Origin of the sequence: Blautia sp. MSK.20.85, from assembly GCF_013317245.1 — a bacterium.
Lineage (GTDB): Bacteria > Bacillota > Clostridia > Lachnospirales > Lachnospiraceae > Blautia_A.
The window spans coordinates 35,466-56,460 of sequence record NZ_JAAIUN010000023.1 but is presented as its reverse complement, the minus strand read 5'-3'; the positions used below and the strand labels follow the sequence as shown (position 1 = coordinate 56,460).

Below are 20,995 nucleotides of genomic sequence, written 5' to 3'. Positions count from 1 at the left end.
CAATGCTCACAAGATCCTTAGTCTTGCTCGTCTGCCAGTTCCGACACTTCCGCATGACCGCATTTCCTTGGGATTTTTTATTTTCTCCCTCGCGACAAGTGATAGTATAACAAAGTGGTTCCTATATGTCAACACTTTTTTTTATTTTTTTCTCAACTTATGATTCTGTCTCTTTTTCTTCTTTTTTCAACAATAATTGACCATTTTTTCTTTTTTTGTAGTAAAATATTGCCAGGTTTATATGTAAAACCATATAAAAAGGAGGTACCTATGAAAAACAAAAAAGCACAACTACTATCCATTTTTCTTTCTGCATGTATACTGGGCACTTCTGCTCCGGTAAATGCAGCTGATTTTTATTCAGACGCTTTTTCTGCGGATGACAACGTGGAAGCAGAACCTTCTTCTGAGATCTCCGAAGATCTCTCTTCCGAAGAAAACTCTGATCCTGCCGATTCCACCGGCATCGATACACAGGAGGAATCCTCTGAGGATCTTTTGCAATCACCGAAAGATTCTAATAGCGGCAGCACATCAGACGCTTCCGATGCTTCTTCTTTGGAAGAGGAATTTAATGCCGGAAATGAAGAAGAGACTTTTTCCGATTCCGATGGAACAGACGATTTTTCATCCGGAGAAGAAGGTGGGGTACAAGCCGGTATTCTGGACGGTTCCGTAGAAGCCCAGATGGCAAAAAGCAGTTCCGTCATCGAAGCAGATATTCCGGTATCGAACTCATTAAATACAACCTGCACCATTTATAAAGGAAGCAACCTTGAAAACCAGAACTACAGTGTCTGGTCTTCTCCTGTCGAATCCTATCTTACAACAAGCCCAGACGGATCTCTCATGCGGGTTCAAAGTGGTGCCCTTGACGGTAAGCTTCTGATTGAATACTATGATTCCGGATACAACTTTAAGAAAACGATGACTCTCGATCTTCCACTGCCTGTATTCGGCGCTTTCTACGAAACCAACGACAACTATTATATCCTTACCGGCGCAAACAACACCGAAAAAGATAATACGAAAGAAGTTTACCGGGTGAGCAAATACTCCAAAGACTGGAAATCCCAAGGTTCCTGCAGCCTTTTCGGTGCAAATACCACCTATCCCTTTGACGCAGGTTCCGCACGTATGGCTTCTTACGGAAATTATCTTTTTATCCGCACTTGCCATGAAATGTACGGAGGGCATCAGGCTAACGTAACTTTTTCTGTAGATACCTCCACCATGTCTGTTGTGGATCAGCTTACAGGAATCCAGAATTCTGAGTTCGGATATGTCAGCCATTCCTTTAACCAGTTCATCCAGATCGATAACGGAACTCTTCTGGGCTGTGATCACGGTGATGCTTATCCCCGTGCTATTACGGTTCTTCAGTATCCCACGGATATCAGCAGCGGATCTTTTGTCCCGCAATATTCCTGGAGTTCCAGTTCCTATGCCTGCAAGGAATTTGACCTTATGACTTTCCCCGGATCATCCGGCAACAACTATACCGGCGCATCCCTTGGCGGTTTTGAATATTCCGACAGTTCCTATCTGGTCGCAGGCAATTATGATGCTGACAATCATTCCAGAAATGTATTTGTCTCCTCTGTTTCAAAATCCGGAGGAACACCTGTTGTGCGGTATTTTTCCGACTATGCAGGCACTTCTGACAGCGCCGCTACACCGCATCTTGTAAAAACCGGCAGCAACAGCTTCGTGCTTCTCTGGTCCAGTCAGGGTTATGTTTATTATACTGCCATTGACGGAACCGGCCAGCAGGCTGGCTCTACATACAAAATGGCCGGAAATCTTTCCGACTGTGCACCTTCTGTTATAAACGGAAAACTGATCTGGTACGCATGGAAAGACAGCCATAATACTTTTTATGAGATCAATCTGTCGGATCTCTCTTCCAACCATGCAACGCGAGTGGAAAACGGACATAAATATGTTTACGGCACAACCATTGAGAACTATCAGGTTGACAAGACCTGCCGTGTCTGCGGTACTTCTTCCAAAGCTGTTGTTCCCTCACAGGTCACTGCAAGCATTGCTCCTTCCAATTCCAGTTTCTCCGCTATGAAAAAGAGCGAATTTCTGACTAAGGAACTTAGTTATAGGATCACCGCTTCCAGCTGGTTTCCTAATGATTTCGGCAGTGATTCTGACTTTCTGTATGACTGCATTATTTCCAGCTCAGATGAAAGTGTTATTTCTGTAAACCAGACTTCCAATCAAACTGCAGTCCTCACCCCCAAAAAGTCAGGCAAGATCACACTTACCGTTCAGTCCAAATATAATCCGGATGCTGTATTTACCTCTGAATTATATGTAGACCTGTTAAGCGAGGATGTATTCACCATTTCCCGCGGCTATATCGGATCTTATAACGGAACAGACAAAACACCGACTATAACCATATACCGTTCCGGCCTTACTCTCCAAAAAGACGTTGACTATACCATTACAACCAGCGGAGATACTGTTAACGCCGGTACTTTTACCATGACCTTCACAGGAATCGGAAAATACGCCGGCAGTGTAACAAAGGAATACACCATTGACAAAGCCCCTATCTACTCAAACGGCACCACCTGTACCCTTACTCCTTCTTCCTGTATCTACGACGGTAAGCCTCAGGAACCGAAAGTAACCATCTCTAAAAATGGTGTTGATTTGGTTGAAGGCAGGGATTTCACTGTAGAATATCAAAATAATACAACTCTGGGAAATGCACGTGCCGGTATCAGCGGCATCGGAAATTATTACGGATATTTTACAACATCCTTTTCTATCACCTATGGCCGGATCAGCAACTGCGATATTACCGTTTCCAATGAATCGCTGGTTTTTGACGGCACTGAGAAAAAACCGGCCGTCACTGTAACATGTAACGGCAATACTTTAACACAGGGGCAGGATTACACCTTGTATTATCATGCCAACACCAACGCAGGTTCCGCTACAGTTACCATCACAGGAAAAGGTAGATTCTCCGGTTCTGTTGAAAAAGCTTTCCAGATCCAGCCTGCTGACCTGAGCAGATCCAGCGTAGATCTTTCTGCCGATTCCTTCACCTATGACGGCACTGAGAAAAAGCCATCCGTTACTGTAAAAACCGGAAACAGACAGCTGACTGCCAACAGCGATTATACGGTTTCCTTCGTAAACAATACCAACGCAGGTTCTGCCACGGTTACCGTCACAGGAAAAGGTAACTATTCCGGTTCTGTTACGAAAAATTTCACTATCAGTGCCGCCAGCCTGGAGAAAGCCGAACTTGCTCTTTCCGCTTCCTCATTTACTTACGATGGAACCGAAAAGAAACCGGACGTCACAGTAACTGTCAATAAAAAGCAGTTAAAAAAAGGAACTGACTACACCGTTTCTTATGATAACAACACCAACATCGGTACTGCTTCCGTCACCATCACAGGAAAAGGTAATTATTCCGGTACTGTAACAAAATCTTTCCAGATCACTGCCAGAAATCTCAGTAAATGTGAGATTCAGCTTTCCAGTTCATCCTTTACCTACAGCGGTACAGAAAAAAAGCCGAAGATCACAGTAACTTCTTCCGGAAAAGAACTGGTTCCCGGCACAGATTACACAGTTTCCTACCGTAATAACATAAATGCCGGTACTGCTTCCGTCGTGATCACTGGAAAAGGCAGTTACACAGGAACAAAAACTGCCAGTTTCCAGATTGCCCGCGCAAAAGCCGTACTCACAGCAAAAGCCACAGCACTTACCCTGACTCAGAGCAGCAGCAAAACCGCGGTCATCAAGAGCAAGAAGACGGACGGGAAGATCACCTGCAAGTCTTCCAACAGCAAGATCGTAAAAATTTCCGGTACCAGTATCATTCCGGTAAGCCCCGGACAGGCCACTGTTACCATTCAGGCTGCACAGGGCGTAAATTATAAAGCTGCATCTGCAAAGATCCTGATCACAGTACGTCCACTGACTGTCAGCAGTGTTTCTCTGAAGTCCACTGCAAAAGGCCAGGCAAATATATCCTGGAAACCGGTAAAATCTGTTACCGCTTATCAGATTCAGTACAGCACTTCAAGCAGCTTCAAAAGCGCCAAAACAATTACCGCCAAAAGCAGTTCCAAATCTACCGTGCTGAAGAAATTGTCCGGTGGCAAAAAATACTACATCCGTATCCGCACATACAAAACGGTCAGCAAAAAGAATTACTACTCCACCTGGAGCAAAACTTCTTCTGTCAAAGTAAAATAAACAATATCCATTAACAAAAAAAGCTGAATCACAAACCGGTTCCTTTATCTTCCGGTTTTGTGATTCAGCTTTTTTACACTTGCTTTTATTTACAAAAAAAGAACCATGATCTCTCACAGTCCTCACAAAATAAAAAATGCGGAAGATGGGACTTGAACCCACACGAGCGCAATGCTCACAAGATCCTTAGTCTTGCTCGTCTGCCAGTTCCGACACTTCCGCATATCGCATTTCTGTGGAATTCTTTATCTTCTCCCTCGCGACAAGTGATAGTATAGCAAAGCATCCTTCCTATGTCAACACTTTTTTCTAAAAAAATCAAAAAATATTTTTTATTTATACAATTTAAACTTTTCATTCAAAAAGAGCCATCCGCATAATCATGCAGTACGGCCCTTTCTGTCCTGTTATTCTGTTTTTGTTTTATGATCAGTCAAAAATGATCAGTGCCATAAATACAAGATCTGTCTCTCCTGTATTTGCAAGGCCATGACCTTTTCCGTCTGGTGTAATGGTGATATCACCGGCCTTTACCGGACGTTTCACACCGTTATCATCATACTCGCCTTCACCGCTTAAGATATAGTAGGTTTCTGTCTCTCCATGATGCTCATGGTATCCAAGGGAACATCCCTTCTCGATAGTAACCTGTGCGTAAAGTCCGCATTTTCCTTTCAGCTCGTCTCCCTCAAGAATGTCTTTGATGATCACATGGCCTTTACCGCCGCACATATTTTCTACTCTTCTGATACCCATGATAAAATCCCCTTTCGTGATTGCGTAAATTTGTGAATTTCATAAACACAGCCTCTTTGTGTTCTGCGTTTCACTTCCTGTACAATTATAAACGATATGATAAATTTTCGCAATCCTCATTGCCAATTTCCTGAATTTGCTCAAAAAAATTCTTATAAACGAAAACGAAGCAGACCTTTTACAAAGACCTGCCTCGCAATTTACACCTGTATTACAGATTTTTAATTCTCTCAATTGCTTCCAGTGTATTCTCATAGCTTCCGAATGCAGTCAGACGGAAGTATCCCTCACCATGTGCACCAAAGCCTGAACCTGGTGTTCCTACGATGTGTGCTTTCTCAAGGAGATAGTCGAAGAACTCCCAGGAAGTCATCTGATCTGGTGTTTTCAGCCAGATGTATGGCGCATTTTTTCCACCGGATACGGAAAATCCTGCTGCGGAAAGTCCGTCGAGGATTGTCTTTGCATTACGCATGTAGTAAGCGATCTGTTCTTTCAGCTGTGCTTTTCCCTCCGGAGAGTAAACAGCCTCGCCTGCTCTCTGCACGATATACGGAGCACCATTGAACTTGGTTCCGTGACGTCTTGCCCAGAGGCTGTGAATCTCTACGCCGTCACGTACCAGTTCCTTCGGAACTACAGTAAAACCAAGACGAACGCCTGTGAAACCTGCATTCTTGGAAAAGCTTCGAAGCTCGATAGCACAGGTTCTCGCACCCTCACACTCATAAATGCTGTGCGGAACATCTTCCTCGGAAATATATGCCTCATATGCTGCGTCATAGATGATCACGCAGCCGTTTTTGTTTGCGTAATCAACCCACTCCTGAAGAGCAGCCTTTGTGATGGCACCACCGGTCGGGTTGTTCGGGAAGCAGAGATAAATAAGATCCGGTACTTCATCTGCCGGGATCTCCGGAAGGAAACCGTTATCCTCTTTACATGGCATGTAGATCACACCGTCAAAGTTCTCACGCTCTTTGTTATAAAGACCTGTACGTCCGGCCATAACGTTGGTATCTACGTATACAGGATAAACCGGGTCACAAACTGCAACCTTGTTATCCAGTCCGAATATCTCCTGGATGTTTCCGGAATCACTCTTAGCTCCGTCGGAAACAAAAATCTCATCTGCGCTGATGTCGCATCCTCTGGACTGATAATCATTTTTTGCAATGGCACTTCTTAAGAACTCATATCCAAGATCCGGTGCATATCCATGGAAAGTCTCCGCATGAGCCATCTCATCTACAGATTTATGAAGGGCATCGATGATCGCCGGTGCAAGCGGCTGTGTCACATCGCCGATTCCAAGGCTGATCACGGAATCTTTGGATTCCGGATTGGCCTCCTTGTATGCTTTTACCTTCTTCGCGATATTGGAAAACAGATAGCTTCCCGGAAGTTTTAAATAATTCTTATTTACTGTAACCATAATGCTTTTATCTCCTTCTCTCAATTTCCTCTGCCAGTGCTTTTCTGACGCTGTCAGGATTTACCTTGCCTTTCAGCTCTCTCATCAGCTGTCCTACGAAAAATCCCATAACCTTGTCCTTGCCGCCCAGAAGTTCAGCCAGCGGTCCAGGATTGGCATCTACGATCTTTTTCACAGTTTCGGTGAGAAGACCTGTATCTTCTACGATCTTAAGACCATTCTCTTCTATATATACAACCGGATCAATATCCTCGTCAAATACTTTTTCAAACACTTTTTTGGCATTCTGTGCGCTGACCTCTTTTTTCTCCACCATGGAAAGAAGATCTGCCAGATGCTTCGGTGTAAAGTTTACTTTTTCCGGATCAAGACCTTTGTCCTTTGTCAGGCGTAGAACTTCCACCATAAACCAGTTGGCTGCTTTTTTCGGATTTCCCAGAAGAACGGCTGTCTCCTCAAAAAGTCCTGCCAGATGTCTGGATTCCGTAAGGATTCCCGCATCGTAAGCCGGAAGCTCGTACTCTTTCTGATAACGTTCCATCTTGGCTTCACGCAGCTCCGGAATGGAAGCACGCAGCTCCTCGATCCATGCATCGGAGATATGGATCGGCGGAAGATCCGGGTCCGGGAAATAACGGTAATCCTTGGCATCCTCTTTGGAACGCATAGCGTGGGAGGATTCTTTGTTATCGTCCCATCTTCTTGTCTCCTGAACAACAGCTCTGCCTTCCTCCAAGAGCTCGATCTGACGCTCTCTCTCACCCTCGATGGCTCTTGCAATAGCTTTAAAGGAGTTCAGGTTCTTCATCTCGGTTCTTGTTCCGAAGGTCTCACTTCCCACCTCACGGACAGAAAGGTTGACATCGGCACGCATAGAACCTTCCTGAAGTTTGCAGTCAGAAACTCCAAGATACTGCATGGTACAACGAAGTTTTTCCAGATATGCGATAACCTCCTCGGAGCTTCTCATATCCGGCTCGGATACGATCTCGATCAGCGGTACCCCGCTTCGGTTGTAGTCAACCAGGGAGCAGTCTTCCCACTCATCATGAATCAGCTTACCTGCATCCTCCTCCATATGCATCTCGTGGATACGTACGGTCTTTTTGCCTGCGGAAGTCTCGATCTCAACGGCTCCGTCATAGCAGATTGGCAGATACAGCTGAGAGATCTGGTAGTTCTGAGGATTATCCGGGTAAAAATAGTTCTTACGGTCAAACTTGCAGTACTGATGGATATGGCAATTTGCCGCAAGACCTGCCTTGATGGCAAACTCTACCACTTTTTTATTGAGGACCGGAAGAGATCCCGGCATACCGGTGCAGACCGGGCAGGTATGTGTATTTGGTGCACCTCCGAACTCTGTGGAGCATCCGCAGAAGATCTTTGTTTTTGTGGCAAGCTCCACATGCACCTCAAGTCCTATGACTGTCTCATACTGTTTCATGCCTTTTCTCCCCCTTCCATTGCTGTTCCGAAATCGCCGCGTTTTTTCTCATATGCGTGTGCCGCGCGGAACAGATTGTTTTCTTTGAAGCAGTCACCGATCATCTGGATTCCGATCGGAAGTCCTGCTGCGTCTTTTCCACACGGAACTGTGATTCCGGGAAGTCCGCACAGGTTTACTGCTACCGTGTAAATATCGCCAAGATACATGGCAAGCGGGTCTTTCAGGCTCTCTCCCAGCTTCGGTGCAGTAAACGGAGATGCCGGAGCAAGTAGGACATCATATTTGGAAAAGGCCTCGTCGAATTCTTTTTTGATGAGGGCTTTTGTGCGAAGCGCTTTCAGATAATACGCATCGTAATAGCCGGAGCTTAACACAAAGGAGCCCAGCATGATACGACGTTTTACCTCTTCGCCAAAGCCTTCGGTTCTTGTCTTTTTGTACATGTCATGAAGCCCCTCGTACTCTTTTGCGCGGAAACCATACTTCACGCCATCAAAACGCTCCAGGTTTGAGCTGGCCTCTGCGCTGGCAATGATGTAGTAGGCAGGGATCATATATTCTGTTGTTTTCATAGAGAAAAATTCCACTACCGCGCCCATTTCGGTAAGGCTTTTCAGAGTATTCATAAATGCCTCTTTTACCTCAGGGTTCAGTCCCTCGGAAAAATATTCCTTCGGCACACCAAATTTCATTCCAACAATCTTGTCTGTCATGGAAGAAGAGAAATCAAGATTCTCTCTCTTCATGGAGGTACTGTCTTTTGCATCGTGTCCGGCAATGATCTCAAGAAGTGCCGCACAGTCCGCAACGTCTTTTCCTACCGGTCCGATCTGGTCCAGAGACGAAGCGTAGGCAACCAGACCGTAACGGGATACGGTTCCGTAGGTAGGTTTGATTCCCGTTACTCCACAGTAGGAGCTTGGCTGACGGATGGAACCGCCGGTATCCGAGCCCAGTGCCAGATATGTTTCCCCTGCTGCCACGGCAGCACAGGAGCCGCCGGAAGAACCGCCGGGAACATGTTCCAGATCCCAGGGGTTTCTGGTAACACCATAGGCTGATGTCTCCGTGGTACTTCCCATGGCAAACTCATCCATGTTTGTTTTTCCGATGATCACAAGGCCTGCTTTTTCCAGGCGGTCAATGACCTCGGCATTGTACTGTGGCACAAAATTCTCAAGGATCTTTGATGCACAGGTGGTTGTTTTTCCCTTGATGCAGATATTATCCTTGATAGCGATGGGTACACCGGCAAGAGGTCCGGTATAAGTTCCGTCCTCAATGCCTTTCTGTACTTCTTTTGCTCTTGCATAGGCTTCTTTTTTATAGGTATCAAGATAAGCGTGGACTTTGTCCTCTTTTGCCTCGATCTGATCAAATACGTATTTCACACCGTCCAGGACGCTTATCTGATGCTGTTTGATCTTTTCCGCAAGCTGTAATGCGGTTAATTTTCCCAAATCCATGTCCTGTCTCCTGTCTTATCCAATTGTTTTCGGAACCTGATACTGATCTTCTTTCTGCTTCGGCGCATTGGCAAGCATTGCCTCATGGTTGTCGCCGTTTGTCACAACGTCTTCACGGAATACGTTTTCATCCTCAAAAATATGGGACATAGGCTCTACGGAAGAAGTGTCAAGTTCGTCTAACTTATCTACATAGTCCAGCATCTTCTGCATATCCTCTTTTGCCTTTTCCTTCTCATCCTCTGTCAGGGAAAGCTTCGCCAGGATGCAGACATTTTCCATTGTTTCATCATCGATTATCTTTGCCATCTTTTTTCTCCTTATTACGGCTCAAGTCTGTTCATATCACGTGGGAACAGGCAGGTCTCACGAACGTTTTCCTCTCCCAGGATCTGCATGGTAAGACGTTCCAGTCCGATTCCAAGTCCTCCGTGAGGCGGCATTCCATGTTTGAAAGTATCCAGGTACTGCTCCATACCTTCCTCGTCCATGCCACGGGCTGCGATCTTGTCTTTCAGCATCTGATAATCATGGATACGCTGTCCGCCTGTGGTGACCTCAAGTCCTTTGAACAGAAGGTCAAAACTTAATGTAAATTTCTCATCTGCCGGATCATCCATTGCGTAGAACGGACGTTTCTTGGACGGATAATGTGTGACAAAAACAAAATCCGCATCGTATTCTTCTTTAAAATATCTTCCGATCAGCGCCTCTTCTTCCGGCTCCAGATCGTACGGGTTGCGGATCTTACGTTTATATTTCTCAGCCACCAGCTCTTTTGCTTTGTCAAAACGTACAGCCGGGATCTTGTCTACTTTCGGAAGTTCCACTTTCAGAATGGAAAGTTCATGAGCGTAGTCTTTCTTCAGAAGCTCGACTGCATACTGAAGAAATCCGGTTTCCATTTCCATGATATCTTCAAATCCGTTGATATAGCCCATCTCAAAATCAAGGCTTGTATATTCATTCAGATGACGTTTGGTGTTATGTTTCTCTGCACGGAATACAGGACCGGTCTCAAATACGCGGTCAAAAACACCTACCATCATCTGTTTGTAAAACTGTGGGCTCTGTGCCAGGACGGCCGGTTTGTGGAAGTAGCTCAGCTTGAACAGGTTTGCGCCACCCTCTGCACCTCTAGCTCCGATCTTTGGTGTGTGGATCTCGGTAAATCCTTTTTCGTAGAGATAATCACGGAATGCACGCACCAGCGCTTCCTGGATCTTGAATTTTGCACGCTCCTGCACGTTACGCAGAGCGATGGGACGATAGTTCAGTTTTGCCTCCAGGGAAGTGTTCAGTTTCCATTTGTCGATTGCCAGGGGAAGTGGTTCTGCCGGTGAGGAAAGGATCTCCACATGGCTGATGCGAAGCTCTCTTCCGTGAGGAGCTCTTTCTTCCTCATGAAGAGTTCCTGTGAGGCGGACACACATTGCCTCTTTCAGATCATGAATGGAAACATTTGTTTTGTCGTTCTCATATACTGTCTGAAAAAGTCCCTCTTTTTTTCGAAGTATCACAAATGCCACATCACCCATATTACGGATGCTGTGTATTGCTCCTTCCACTGTCGCTTCCTGGTCTTTCATGCTTTCAGAAAGAAGCACGTCCCAGGCACATTCTCTAGTCTTACAGATTCCATCCATAAATTCCATTCCCTCATCCTCCAATTCCGGTGCAAAAAACATTCGGCATTCAGCCTTTTTTCTTTGCGCCTGTATTTTGATAAGCGGGTCTTACGAACCCGCTCTGCCACTTTTTTCTGTCAAATTCTGCTTTTTCTGGTGTATTTTTCTTTTATATTTTTCTTTTATACAGAATCATATAAAAGCATCAGAACCATCTGGGCTGTCTCCACCATATTGGTTCCGGAATCCATACTGCATTTCTGAATATAACGGTATGCATCCTCCTCACTCAGATGATTTCTTTCCATTAAAAGCATCTTTGCATTTGAAATATAATTCTGCTCTTTCCATGAACGCTGCTTCGGTTTTTTCTTATCTTTTTTCCAGCGCCTTTCGATCTGGGAAAGGATCATGCTTACCGTATTTACCAGATCTCCGGCTTTCAGAGGCATTCCCACACACAAAACGGAAGGTGGTGCTTCACTGATCACTCCCTGCGAAGCCATAAGCAGCATTTCAAAATAATCCGGCATATAGTCCAGAAGATCACGGTAATACATATCCTGAAGATGATAGCCACAAAGCAGGACGCCGCCATCAAGTTCCGAGATACTGGCAAGGGCATTTGCACCCGAATTGCATACCGCCGCCACCGTGAATCCATATCGGTTAAGGACTGTGCGGATCTTTTTTGCATCTTCTATTTTCGGTAATGCAATCACGATACTCGTGTTCATAAGCCGCCACTCTCTTTCGTCCCATTATGCCTCAATCATCAGATTCGATACAGATACTCCTCGATCTCCCAGTCGGAAATCTCCTGGGAATAACGCAGCCATTCTTTTCTTTTGGCCTGCGCGTACTGTTTGCAGAAATCTTCTCCAAGGATCTCTTTCATCCAGTCACTTTCTTCAAACAGTGTGATCGCTTCCCGCAAGTTCTCCGGTAAATTCTCGATACCCTGTTCCTTCTGGTCCGACTCGGAAAGAGAACGGTCAGAAGCTTTTGTCGGATAGATCTTCTTCTGGATTCCATCCAGGCCCGCTGCCAGGCATACCGCAAAAACAAGGTATGGGTTGGATGCAGCATCCGGGCTTCGAAGCTCGATCCTGGTATCATTGCCATTGACTCTCGGGATCCTTACCAGTGAATTCTGATTGTTTCTCGTCCAGGTCAGTTCTGTCGGTGCATCGAATCCAGGCACAAGGCGCTTGTAAGAGTTTACCAGCGGATTTGTGATAAGTGCCATCTCCCGGCTGTGTGCCAGAAGACCTCCGATAAAATAGCATGCCTCATTACTTAATTTGGACGGATCATCCGGATCCACAAAAATATTTCTTCCATTTTTAAACAGCGAAAAATGGATATGCATGGCGGAACCATTTACTTCCCGTCTTGGTTTCGGCATAAATGTCGCATGAAGTCCATGACGTTTGGCTACGGTCCTTACAGCCATCTTAAAGGTCATAACTGCGTCTGCCATCTCACGTGCTTCCCCGTAATGAAGGGCGATCTCATGCTGTGCAGGTGCTGTCTCATGATGAGAGGATTCCACCTCAAATCCCATATCCTCAAGAGTCAGTACCATATCACGTCTTGCATTTTCACCCAGATCCACCGGACTTACATCCAGATATCCGGCTTTTTCGTGAGAAACTGTTGTAGGCATTCCGTTATCATCAATATGAAACAGGAAAAACTCGCATTCCGGGTCAACATAGCAGGTGTATCCTGCCTCTTCTGCTGCCTGCGCTGTTTTTTTCAGAATGTATCTGGAGCTCATCTCATGCTCAGATCCGTCTGCACGGCGCATATCACAGATCAGTCTTGCAACCTTTCCCTGCTGAGGACGCCATGGGAGAATTGAAAAAGTATCGTAATCCGGATACAGGATAAGATCTGGCTCCTTTTCTCCCACAATGCCCGCAATATGAGAGCCATATACAACGCACTGGTTATCCAGGGCTCTTGGAAGCTCTCTTGCTGTGATCGCAATATTTTTCAGAGTTCCAAACATATCTGTAAACTGGAGGCGGATGAACTCTACGTCTTCCTCCTCTGCCATTGCAAGAATCTCTTCTCTGGTATAATTCCCCATAGTATTCTCTCCTTTATTTCCTCATCACACAAAATAATTACCCTAAAAAATAGAAAAAGGGTGCACTTCAGAGAGCTTTCGCTCCTGAAGAACACCCTTGTTCATGGACGTAATTATAGCAATCGGTCAATTCTTTGTCAACTTTTTTTTAAAGGAAATTAGGGGCAAAAAGAACTTTGCCCCTGGTATTTTTAACTTTTTTACTGTAAATATGAATAACTCATCAGAGATTCATCCACTGCCTTCGCAGCCTCACGTCCCTCGTGGATCGCCCATACGACAAGTGACTGTCCACGGTGCATATCGCCTGCTGTGAATACACGGTCTACGCTTGTTGCGTACTGCTCCGGTTTTGTCTCCACGTTGGTTCTTGGTGTCAGTGCTACATGGAAAGCATCGGTTACATATTTCTCGCTTCCGAGGAAACCTGCTGCAATCAGTACCACATCTGCAGGAATCACTTCCTCGCTGCCCTCGATAGGAACCATGTTGAATCTTCCGGTCTTTTCGTCTTTTACGCTTTTCAGTTTGACAATCTTTGCCTTGCAGACATTTCCTTTTTTATCTTTGATAAATTCGGTAACGGTTGTCTGATAGATTCGCGGGTCATGACCAAATACTGCAATAGCCTCTTCCTGGCCGTAATCGGTTTTCAAAACCTTCGGCCACTCCGGCCACGGGTTGGACGGTGTTCTTGTTACCGGAGGCTTTGGCATCATCTCAAGCTGTGTTACGGATTTTGCACCAAGACGGATGGAAGTTCCCACACAGTCATTTCCGGTATCACCACCGCCGATGACCAGAACATGTTTGCCTTTTGCAAGCTCATATGGGAATTTTGCAAAATCGGTATCCAGAAGGCTTTTTGTTACCTGTTTCAGGAAATCCACTGCAAAGTAGATTCCTTTTGCATCTCTTCCTGGAACCTTGATATCTCTCGGATGGGAAGCTCCGCAGCAGAGAAGGACACGGTCATAATCTTTCAGAAGCTGCTCCGCGGTAATGTCCACACCAACGTTGATGTTGGTGACAAACTTCACGCCTTCCTCTTCCATCAGTTTCAGTCTGCGGTCGATGACTTTTTTCTCCAGTTTCATATTCGGGATACCATAGCGGAGAAGTCCTCCAATACGGTCGTTTCTTTCAAATACGGTTACGCTGTGACCACGGCGGTTCAGCTGCTGTGCTGCTGCCAGTCCGGAAGGGCCGCTTCCGATGACTGCGATTGTCTTTCCTGTGCGGACAGGCGGGATCTGTGGTTTTACCCAGCCTTCTGCATAGGCAGTCTCGATAATGGCTTTCTCATTTTCCTTTGTGCTGACCGGATCTCCGTTCAGGTTGCAGGTACAGGCAGCTTCACAGAGTGCCGGGCATACTCTTGAAGTAAACTCCGGAAAACTGTGGGTCTTGTTCAGACGAAGAAATGCCTGTTTCCAGTTTCCTGTGTATACAAGATCGTTTGTCTCAGGAACCAGGTTGTGAAGCGGGCAGCCGGAAGCCATTCCGCCGATCATCATACCTGCCTGGCAGAAGGGAACGCCGCAGGCCATGCAGCGTGCTCCCTGAAGTTTCTGTTTTTCTTTATTTAACGGAATACGAAATTCGTTGAAATTCTGAATACGTTCTTTTGGCGGCAGAACTTTTGCCGTTTCTCTTTCATAATCTAAAAATCCAGTTGGCTTTCCCATTTCCTCATCCTCCTTAATGTTTCACGCCGATGCTCTCATAGAATGCTTCCATCTGTGCCTGCTGGCTGGTCAGACCTTTTTCTTCCAGCTTTGCACTTAATGTGATCATTCTCTTGTACTCATCCGGAATGAGTTTTTTGAAGTGAGGCAGATAGGAATCAAAATCAGCCAGCACCTTCTTACCGATCTCGGAGCCTGTTGCTTCCACATGAGCCTCGATGAGATCACGAAGCTCTTTTTTATCATATTTATTATCCACTTTTTCAATGGAGATCATTGCTTTGTTAAGGTTCTTGTAAAGAACGTTGTCCACATCAAGAACATAAGCGATACCGCCGCTCATACCTGCCGCGAAGTTCTTTCCGGTTTTTCCGAGAACTACCACACGGCCACCGGTCATGTACTCGCATCCATGCTCACCAACACCCTCAACTACTGCCACTGCACCGGAATTACGAACTGCAAAACGCTCACCTGCAACACCGTTGATAAATGCAGTTCCGCTGGTTGCGCCATAGAGAGCCACGTTTCCGACGATGATGTTATCCTCTGCCTTGTATCCGGCCTTCTCCGGTACTTTAACGATCAGCTTGCCACCGGAAAGTCCTTTTCCGAAGTAGTCATTGCTGTCGCCGGTAAGTTTCAGTGTCAGTCCTTTCGGGATAAATGCACCGAAGCTCTGTCCGCCTGCACCTGTACAGTTTACAGTTACAGTATCTTCCGGAAGGCCCTCTTTATGGTTTCTCGTGATCTCAGATCCAAGGATGGTACCGAATGCACGGTCTGTGTTGGTAACATTTACATCAACGGAAACTTTCTCACCTTTCTGGATTGCCGGTGCACATTTCTTAACCAGAACTTTTTCATCCAGAGTTTTCTCAAGGTTGAAATTGTATACCGCTTTCGGATCAAACGTAACTTTACCTTTTCCTGCATATGGATTGTTCAGGATGGCGCTTAAGTCAACTTTGCCCTTGTGCGGCTCCTGTACGCTGTCAGAAACGGTAAGAAGATCTGTACGGCCTACCATCTCGTCAATGGTTGCAACACCCAGGCGTGCCATGTACTCTCTCAGCTCCTGTGCGATAAATCTCATGAAGTTCTCCACATACTCCGGTTTTCCGCGGAATCTCTTACGAAGTTCCGGATTCTGGGTAGCCACACCAACCGGGCAGGTATCCAGATTGCAGACTCTCATCATCACGCAGCCCATGGTTACAAGGGGAGCAGTTGCAAAACCGAATTCCTCTGCACCGAGAAGTGCTGCGATAGCAACGTCACGGCCGCTCATCAGCTTACCGTCTGTCTCGATACGTACACGGTTACGAAGTCCGTTCATGATCAGTGTCTGATGTGTCTCTGCAAGTCCCAGTTCCCACGGAAGTCCTGCATTGTGGATGGAGCTTCTCGGTGCCGCTCCGGTACCTCCGTCGTATCCGGAGATCAGAACGGTCTGTGCTCCGGCTTTTGCAACACCGGCAGCGACCGTACCAACACCAGCCTCGGAAACCAGTTTTACGGAAATATCTGCATACTTGTTTGCATTTTTCAGGTCATAGATCAGCTCTGCCAGATCCTCGATGGAGTAGATATCGTGGTGTGGCGGCGGAGAGATCAGGCTGACTCCCGGTGTGGAATGACGGGTTTTTGCAATCCACGGATAAACCTTCTTTGCTGGAAGATGTCCGCCTTCACCAGGTTTTGCACCCTGTGCCATCTTGATCTGAATTTCTCTTGCAGATACCAGATAACGGCTGGTAACACCGAAACGTCCGCTGGCTACCTGTTTGATAGCGGAGCAACGGTCATTGTCTGTTCCTGCGGAATCCAGACGCTCATCACTCTCTCCACCCTCACCGGTATTGGATTTTCCATGGAGATGGTTCATGGCGATGGCCAGTGTCTCATGTGCTTCCTGGGAAATGGAACCGTAGGACATGGCACCTGTCTTAAATCGTTTTACAATGTCGTCAACACTCTCAACCTGATCGATGGGAAGAGGTTCTTTTGCAAACTTGAAGTCCAGAAGTCCTCTTAGGTTTCCATGGCCTTCTTCGTCTACCAGTTTTGTATACTCTTTGAACATCTCATAGCTGCCCTGCTTTGTGGACTGCTGAAGAAGATGGATGGTACGTGGATTGTATCTGTGCTCCTCGCCCTGACTTCTCATCTTGTGAGCACCTACGCTGTCTAAAGTAAGGTCTGTGGCAAGTCCCAGCGGGTCAAATGCCTCAGAGTGGAGTTTTTCTACGTTATCCTCGATATCTTCCAGTGTGATTCCGCCTACACGGCTTACTGTTCCTGTAAAGTAGCGGTCGATCACATCCTGGGAAATTCCGATTGCCTCAAAGATCTGAGATCCCTGATAGGACTGGATGGTGGAAATACCCATCTTGGAAGCGATCTTTACGATACCGCTGATAACCGCATGATTGTAATCATCAACCGCTGCATAGTAATCTTTGTCCAGCATATGGGTATCGATGAGTTCATGGATGGTATCCAGTGCCAGGTATGGATTGACAGCACTTGCGCCATAACCAAGAAGTGTTGCGAAATGATGTACTTCTCTCGGTTCACCGGACTCCAGGATCAGCGCAAGGGATGTACTCTTCTTTGTTTTTACAAGGTGCTGATGCACTGCGGAAACAGCAAGAAGAGACGGGATCGGCATATGGTTCTCATCTACGCCACGGTCAGAAAGGACCAGGATATTTGCGCCCTCACGGAAAGCCTTATCAACCTCTACGAACAGGCGGTCAATGGCACGTTCCAGTTTTGTACTCTTATAATACAAAGTAGAAATGGTCACAACCTTGAAGCCGTCCTTTTTCATGTTCTTGATCTTCAGCATATCGGTGTTTGTCAGGATCGGGTTGTTGATTTTAAGAACCTGGCAGTTCTCCGGATTCTGAACAAGAAGGTTTCCGTCTTTTCCTACGTATACACTTGTGGAAGTAACGATTTCCTCACGGATGGCATCGATCGGCGGATTTGTTACCTGTGCAAACAGCTGTTTGAAGTAGTCGAACAGTGGATAATGCTGTTTGGAAAATACTGCAAGCGGGGTATCATGGCCCATAGCTCCGATGCTTTCTGAACCATTTAATGCCATGTTGCGAATGGAAGTACGATACTGCTCATAGGTATATCCAAAAGCTTTCTGCAGACGTGCTCTTTCCTCCGGCGTGTACTCGATCACTCTCTGGTTCGGGATCTTGATATCACGGAGCTGTACCAGGTTGCTGTCCAGCCACTCTCCATATGGCTGTTTCTTTGCATATTTCTCTTTCAGCTCATTATCATCGATGACACGGCCCTGAACGGTATCAACCAGGAGCATTTTTCCAGGATGGAGACGCTCTTTTAATACGATCTTCTCCTCGTCTACCGGAAGAACACCAACCTCGGAAGAAAGGATCATATATCCGTCAGAAGTAATATAATATCTGGATGGACGGAGACCGTTACGGTCGAGAACCGCTCCCATCACATCACCATCCGAGAACAGGATGGATGCAGGTCCGTCCCACGGCTCCATCATGGTTGCATAATACTGATAAAAATCACGTTTTTCCTGGGAAATGGTATCATTGTTTGCCCACGGCTCCGGAATGGTGATCATCACTGCAAGAGGAAGATCCATTCCACTCATAACCAGGAACTCCAGGGTATTGTCAAGCATCGCAGAGTCAGAACCATTACGGTTGACTACAGGGAGAACTTTGTGGAGTTCGTCTTTCAGATACGGAGAATCCATGTTTTCCTCGCGGGCAAGCATTTTATCTGCGTTACCGCGAATAGTGTTGATCTCACCGTTATGTACGATGAAACGGTTCGGATGTGCTCTCTCCCAGCTTGGATTTGTGTTGGTACTGAAACGGGAATGCACCACTGCAATAGCAGATTCATAATCCTGACTCTGAAGATCTCCGAAGAATGTACGAAGCTGTCCAACCAGGAACATACCTTTGTATACAATGGTACGGCTGCTCATGGAAACTACGTAAGTATTGTCATTACTCTGTTCAAACTCACGGCGGGCAATGTAGAGCATACGGTCAAAGGCAAGGCCTTTTTCCACATCTTCCGGTTTCTTGATGAATGCCTGCATGATGCATGGCATACACTCTCTTGCCTTATGTCCAAGAACCTCCGGGAATACCGGCACTGTACGCCATCCAAGAAGCTCCAGGCCTTCTTTTTCCACGATGATCTCGAACATCTTCTTTGCCTGGGCACGTTTGATCTCATGCTGTGGAAAAAAGAGCTGGGCTACACCATATTCTCTCTCGCCGCCGATCTCAAAGCCCTCTTTCTTACAGACTTTTTTGAAGAATTTATGGGAGATCTGGAGAAGGATACCGACGCCATCGCCGGTTTTTCCTTCTGCATCTTTACCTGCACGATGCTCCAGATTCTCTACGATCTTAAGAGCATTTGCAACAGTATCATGTGTTTTCTTTCCTTTTATATTAACAACGGCTCCGATACCGCAGTTATCATGTTCGAATTCAGGGCGGTAGAGGCCCTGCTGCTGATTTCCTACTTCTCTCATTTTTCTCATCCTTTCATTGCAGCTTCTTCTGCCGTCTTTTTGTCAACTGCCGCCTGCACAAATCCACGGAACAGCGGATGTGCATGGTTCGGTCTGGACTTGAATTCCGGATGTCCCTGTGTTCCTACAAAGAACGGATGTCCGGCAATTTCGATCATCTCAACGATATGTGCATCCGGGGAAGTTCCTACGATGGACATTCCTTTTTCACTTAATTCTTTACGGAATGCATTGTTTACCTCATAACGATGTCTGTGACGCTCCTGGATCTCTTTCTTTCCAAAAAGCTCATAGGATTTGGAGCCTTCGGCCAGCACACACGGATAGCTTCCAAGACGAAGGGTTCCGCCAAGGTCTTCCACATCTTCCTGATCCGGCATCAGAGCAATGACCGGATGCGTGGTCTCCGGTGCCAGCTCAATGCTGTTGGCATCTTCATATCCAAGTACGTGGCGGGCAAATTCTACAATAGCCATCTGCATTCCAAGGCAGATGCCAAGGTACGGGATCTTATGAACTCTCGCATACTGTGCTGCAAGGATCATTCCTTCAGTACCACGGTTTCCGAATCCTCCCGGAACCAGAATTCCATCTACAGAATGAAGGGTCTGATCCAGGTTTTTCTCATTGAGCTCTTCAGAGTCTACCCAGACGATATCAACTTTTGCACGGCAGGAGATTCCACCATGTTTCAGGGCTTCCACAACACTTAAGTATGCATCATGAAGCTGTGTGTACTTACCAACCATGGCGATCTTCACGGTTTTGTCCGGGTGGCGGAGATTTTCTACCATATTCTCCCAGTCTGTAAGATCCGGTTTACGGTTCTCAAGTCTTAAGCTCTGCAGTACTACATCTGCCAGTTTTTCTCTTTCCATTGCAAGAGGAGCTTCATATAAATATTCTACATCCAGGTTCTGAAGTACGTGGCTTACCGGTACGTTACAGAACAGGGCGATCTTTCCACGGATATCATCAGTCAGAGGATACTCGCTTCTGCATACCAGAACATCCGGCTGGATTCCCATTCCCTGGAGTTCTTTTACGCTGGCCTGGGTCGGTTTGGTCTTCATCTCTCCGGAAGCACGAAGGTACGGGATCAGGGTAACATGAATAAGAATGGCATTGTCATGTCCCACATCATGCTGGAACTGACGGATGGATTCCAGGAACGGCTGACTCTCAATATCACCAACTGTACCGCCTACCTCGATGATGGCAATTCTGTCCTCATCCGCTGTTTTTGCTCTGTAAAAACGGCTCTTGATCTCGTTGGTGATATGCGGGATTACCTGTACAGTACCTCCGCCAAAATCACCGTGACGCTCTTTCTGAAGAACAGACCAGTAAATCTTACCGGTTGTCACATTGGAATTCTTGTCAAGGCTTTCATCAATGAAACGCTCATAATGTCCAAGGTCAAGGTCTGTCTCTGTACCGTCATCGGTTACAAAAACCTCTCCATGCTGAATGGGGTTCATAGTTCCCGGGTCAATATTAATGTAAGGATCAAACTTCTGCATGGTCACCTGATACCCTCTTGCTTTCAGAAGGCGTCCCAGGGACGCTGCGGTAATTCCTTTTCCCAGTCCGGAAACAACTCCGCCTGTTACAAAAACATACTTTACTGCCATCTTCGATTTCCTCCTCCATTTTGTGTTCCACAACAAAAAGGCG

The 20,995-nt window shown here is 46.3% G+C and carries 12 protein-coding genes and 1 tRNA gene; 1 reads left to right on the top strand and 12 read right to left on the bottom strand.

Translation table 11 applies throughout. The annotated features are described in order from the left end of the window. Positions 1-270 precede the first annotated feature (270 nt). Positions 271-4,239 carry a fibronectin type III domain-containing protein gene (locus G5B12_RS12345; RefSeq protein WP_174088420.1) on the top strand — a complete coding sequence of 1,323 codons (3,969 nt, stop codon included), beginning with the start codon at positions 271-273 and terminating at the stop codon, positions 4,237-4,239. 137 nt (positions 4,240-4,376) lie between these two features. On the opposite strand, the gene G5B12_RS12340 is transcribed toward G5B12_RS12345, so the two are convergent. The 12 genes from G5B12_RS12340 to G5B12_RS12285 all read right to left on the bottom strand — a co-directional run bounded on the left by G5B12_RS12340 (position 4,377) and on the right by G5B12_RS12285 (position 20,952). Further along, positions 4,377-4,461 (bottom strand) — tRNA-Leu (locus G5B12_RS12340). 207 nt (positions 4,462-4,668) lie between these two features. Continuing rightward, positions 4,669-4,995: a cupin domain-containing protein gene (locus tag G5B12_RS12335; protein ID WP_021977941.1), complete on the bottom strand. Its 327-nt coding sequence runs from the start codon at positions 4,993-4,995 to the stop codon at positions 4,669-4,671. A 211-nt stretch (positions 4,996-5,206) separates the two neighbouring features. Then, positions 5,207-6,430 carry an LL-diaminopimelate aminotransferase gene (locus tag G5B12_RS12330; RefSeq protein WP_174088419.1) on the bottom strand — a complete coding sequence of 408 codons (1,224 nt, stop codon included), beginning with the start codon at positions 6,428-6,430 and terminating at the stop codon, positions 5,207-5,209. Between the two features lie 7 nt (positions 6,431-6,437). Further along, entirely contained in the window at positions 6,438-7,877 is a 1,440-nt protein-coding gene (gatB, locus tag G5B12_RS12325; protein WP_174088418.1) for an Asp-tRNA(Asn)/Glu-tRNA(Gln) amidotransferase subunit GatB, read from the bottom strand. Continuing rightward, a complete protein-coding gene (gatA, locus tag G5B12_RS12320) occupies positions 7,874-9,346 on the bottom strand; it encodes an Asp-tRNA(Asn)/Glu-tRNA(Gln) amidotransferase subunit GatA (protein ID WP_174088417.1) in 1,473 nt (490 codons plus the stop codon). The genes gatB and gatA overlap by 4 nt, the downstream gene beginning before the upstream one ends. Before the next feature lie 15 nt (positions 9,347-9,361). Further along, positions 9,362-9,655: an Asp-tRNA(Asn)/Glu-tRNA(Gln) amidotransferase subunit GatC gene (gene gatC / locus G5B12_RS12315; RefSeq protein WP_021977857.1), complete on the bottom strand. Its 294-nt coding sequence runs from the start codon at positions 9,653-9,655 to the stop codon at positions 9,362-9,364. 14 nt (positions 9,656-9,669) lie between these two features. Next, positions 9,670-11,001, bottom strand: a complete 1,332-nt coding sequence (gene aspS / locus G5B12_RS12310) for an aspartate--tRNA(Asn) ligase (RefSeq protein ID WP_021977858.1) — start codon at positions 10,999-11,001, stop codon at positions 9,670-9,672. 155 nt (positions 11,002-11,156) lie between these two features. Continuing rightward, on the bottom strand, positions 11,157-11,711 hold the full coding sequence (locus G5B12_RS12305; protein ID WP_021977859.1) for an ANTAR domain-containing response regulator: 555 nt from the start codon (positions 11,709-11,711) through the stop codon (positions 11,157-11,159). A 38-nt stretch (positions 11,712-11,749) separates the two neighbouring features. Continuing rightward, a complete protein-coding gene (glnA, locus tag G5B12_RS12300) occupies positions 11,750-13,072 on the bottom strand; it encodes a type I glutamate--ammonia ligase (RefSeq protein ID WP_118062616.1) in 1,323 nt (440 codons plus the stop codon). A gap of 200 nt (positions 13,073-13,272) precedes the next feature. Continuing rightward, positions 13,273-14,760 (bottom strand): glutamate synthase subunit beta, encoded by a 1,488-nt coding sequence (locus tag G5B12_RS12295; RefSeq protein WP_118062617.1) that lies wholly within the window; start codon positions 14,758-14,760, stop codon positions 13,273-13,275. A gap of 13 nt (positions 14,761-14,773) precedes the next feature. Beyond that, positions 14,774-19,327 carry a glutamate synthase large subunit gene (gene gltB, locus G5B12_RS12290; protein WP_174088416.1) on the bottom strand — a complete coding sequence of 1,518 codons (4,554 nt, stop codon included), beginning with the start codon at positions 19,325-19,327 and terminating at the stop codon, positions 14,774-14,776. Beyond that, positions 19,324-20,952, bottom strand: a complete 1,629-nt coding sequence (locus G5B12_RS12285) for a CTP synthase (RefSeq protein WP_021977863.1) — start codon at positions 20,950-20,952, stop codon at positions 19,324-19,326. Before G5B12_RS12285 ends, gltB begins: the two co-directional genes overlap by 4 nt. Positions 20,953-20,995 lie beyond the last annotated feature (43 nt).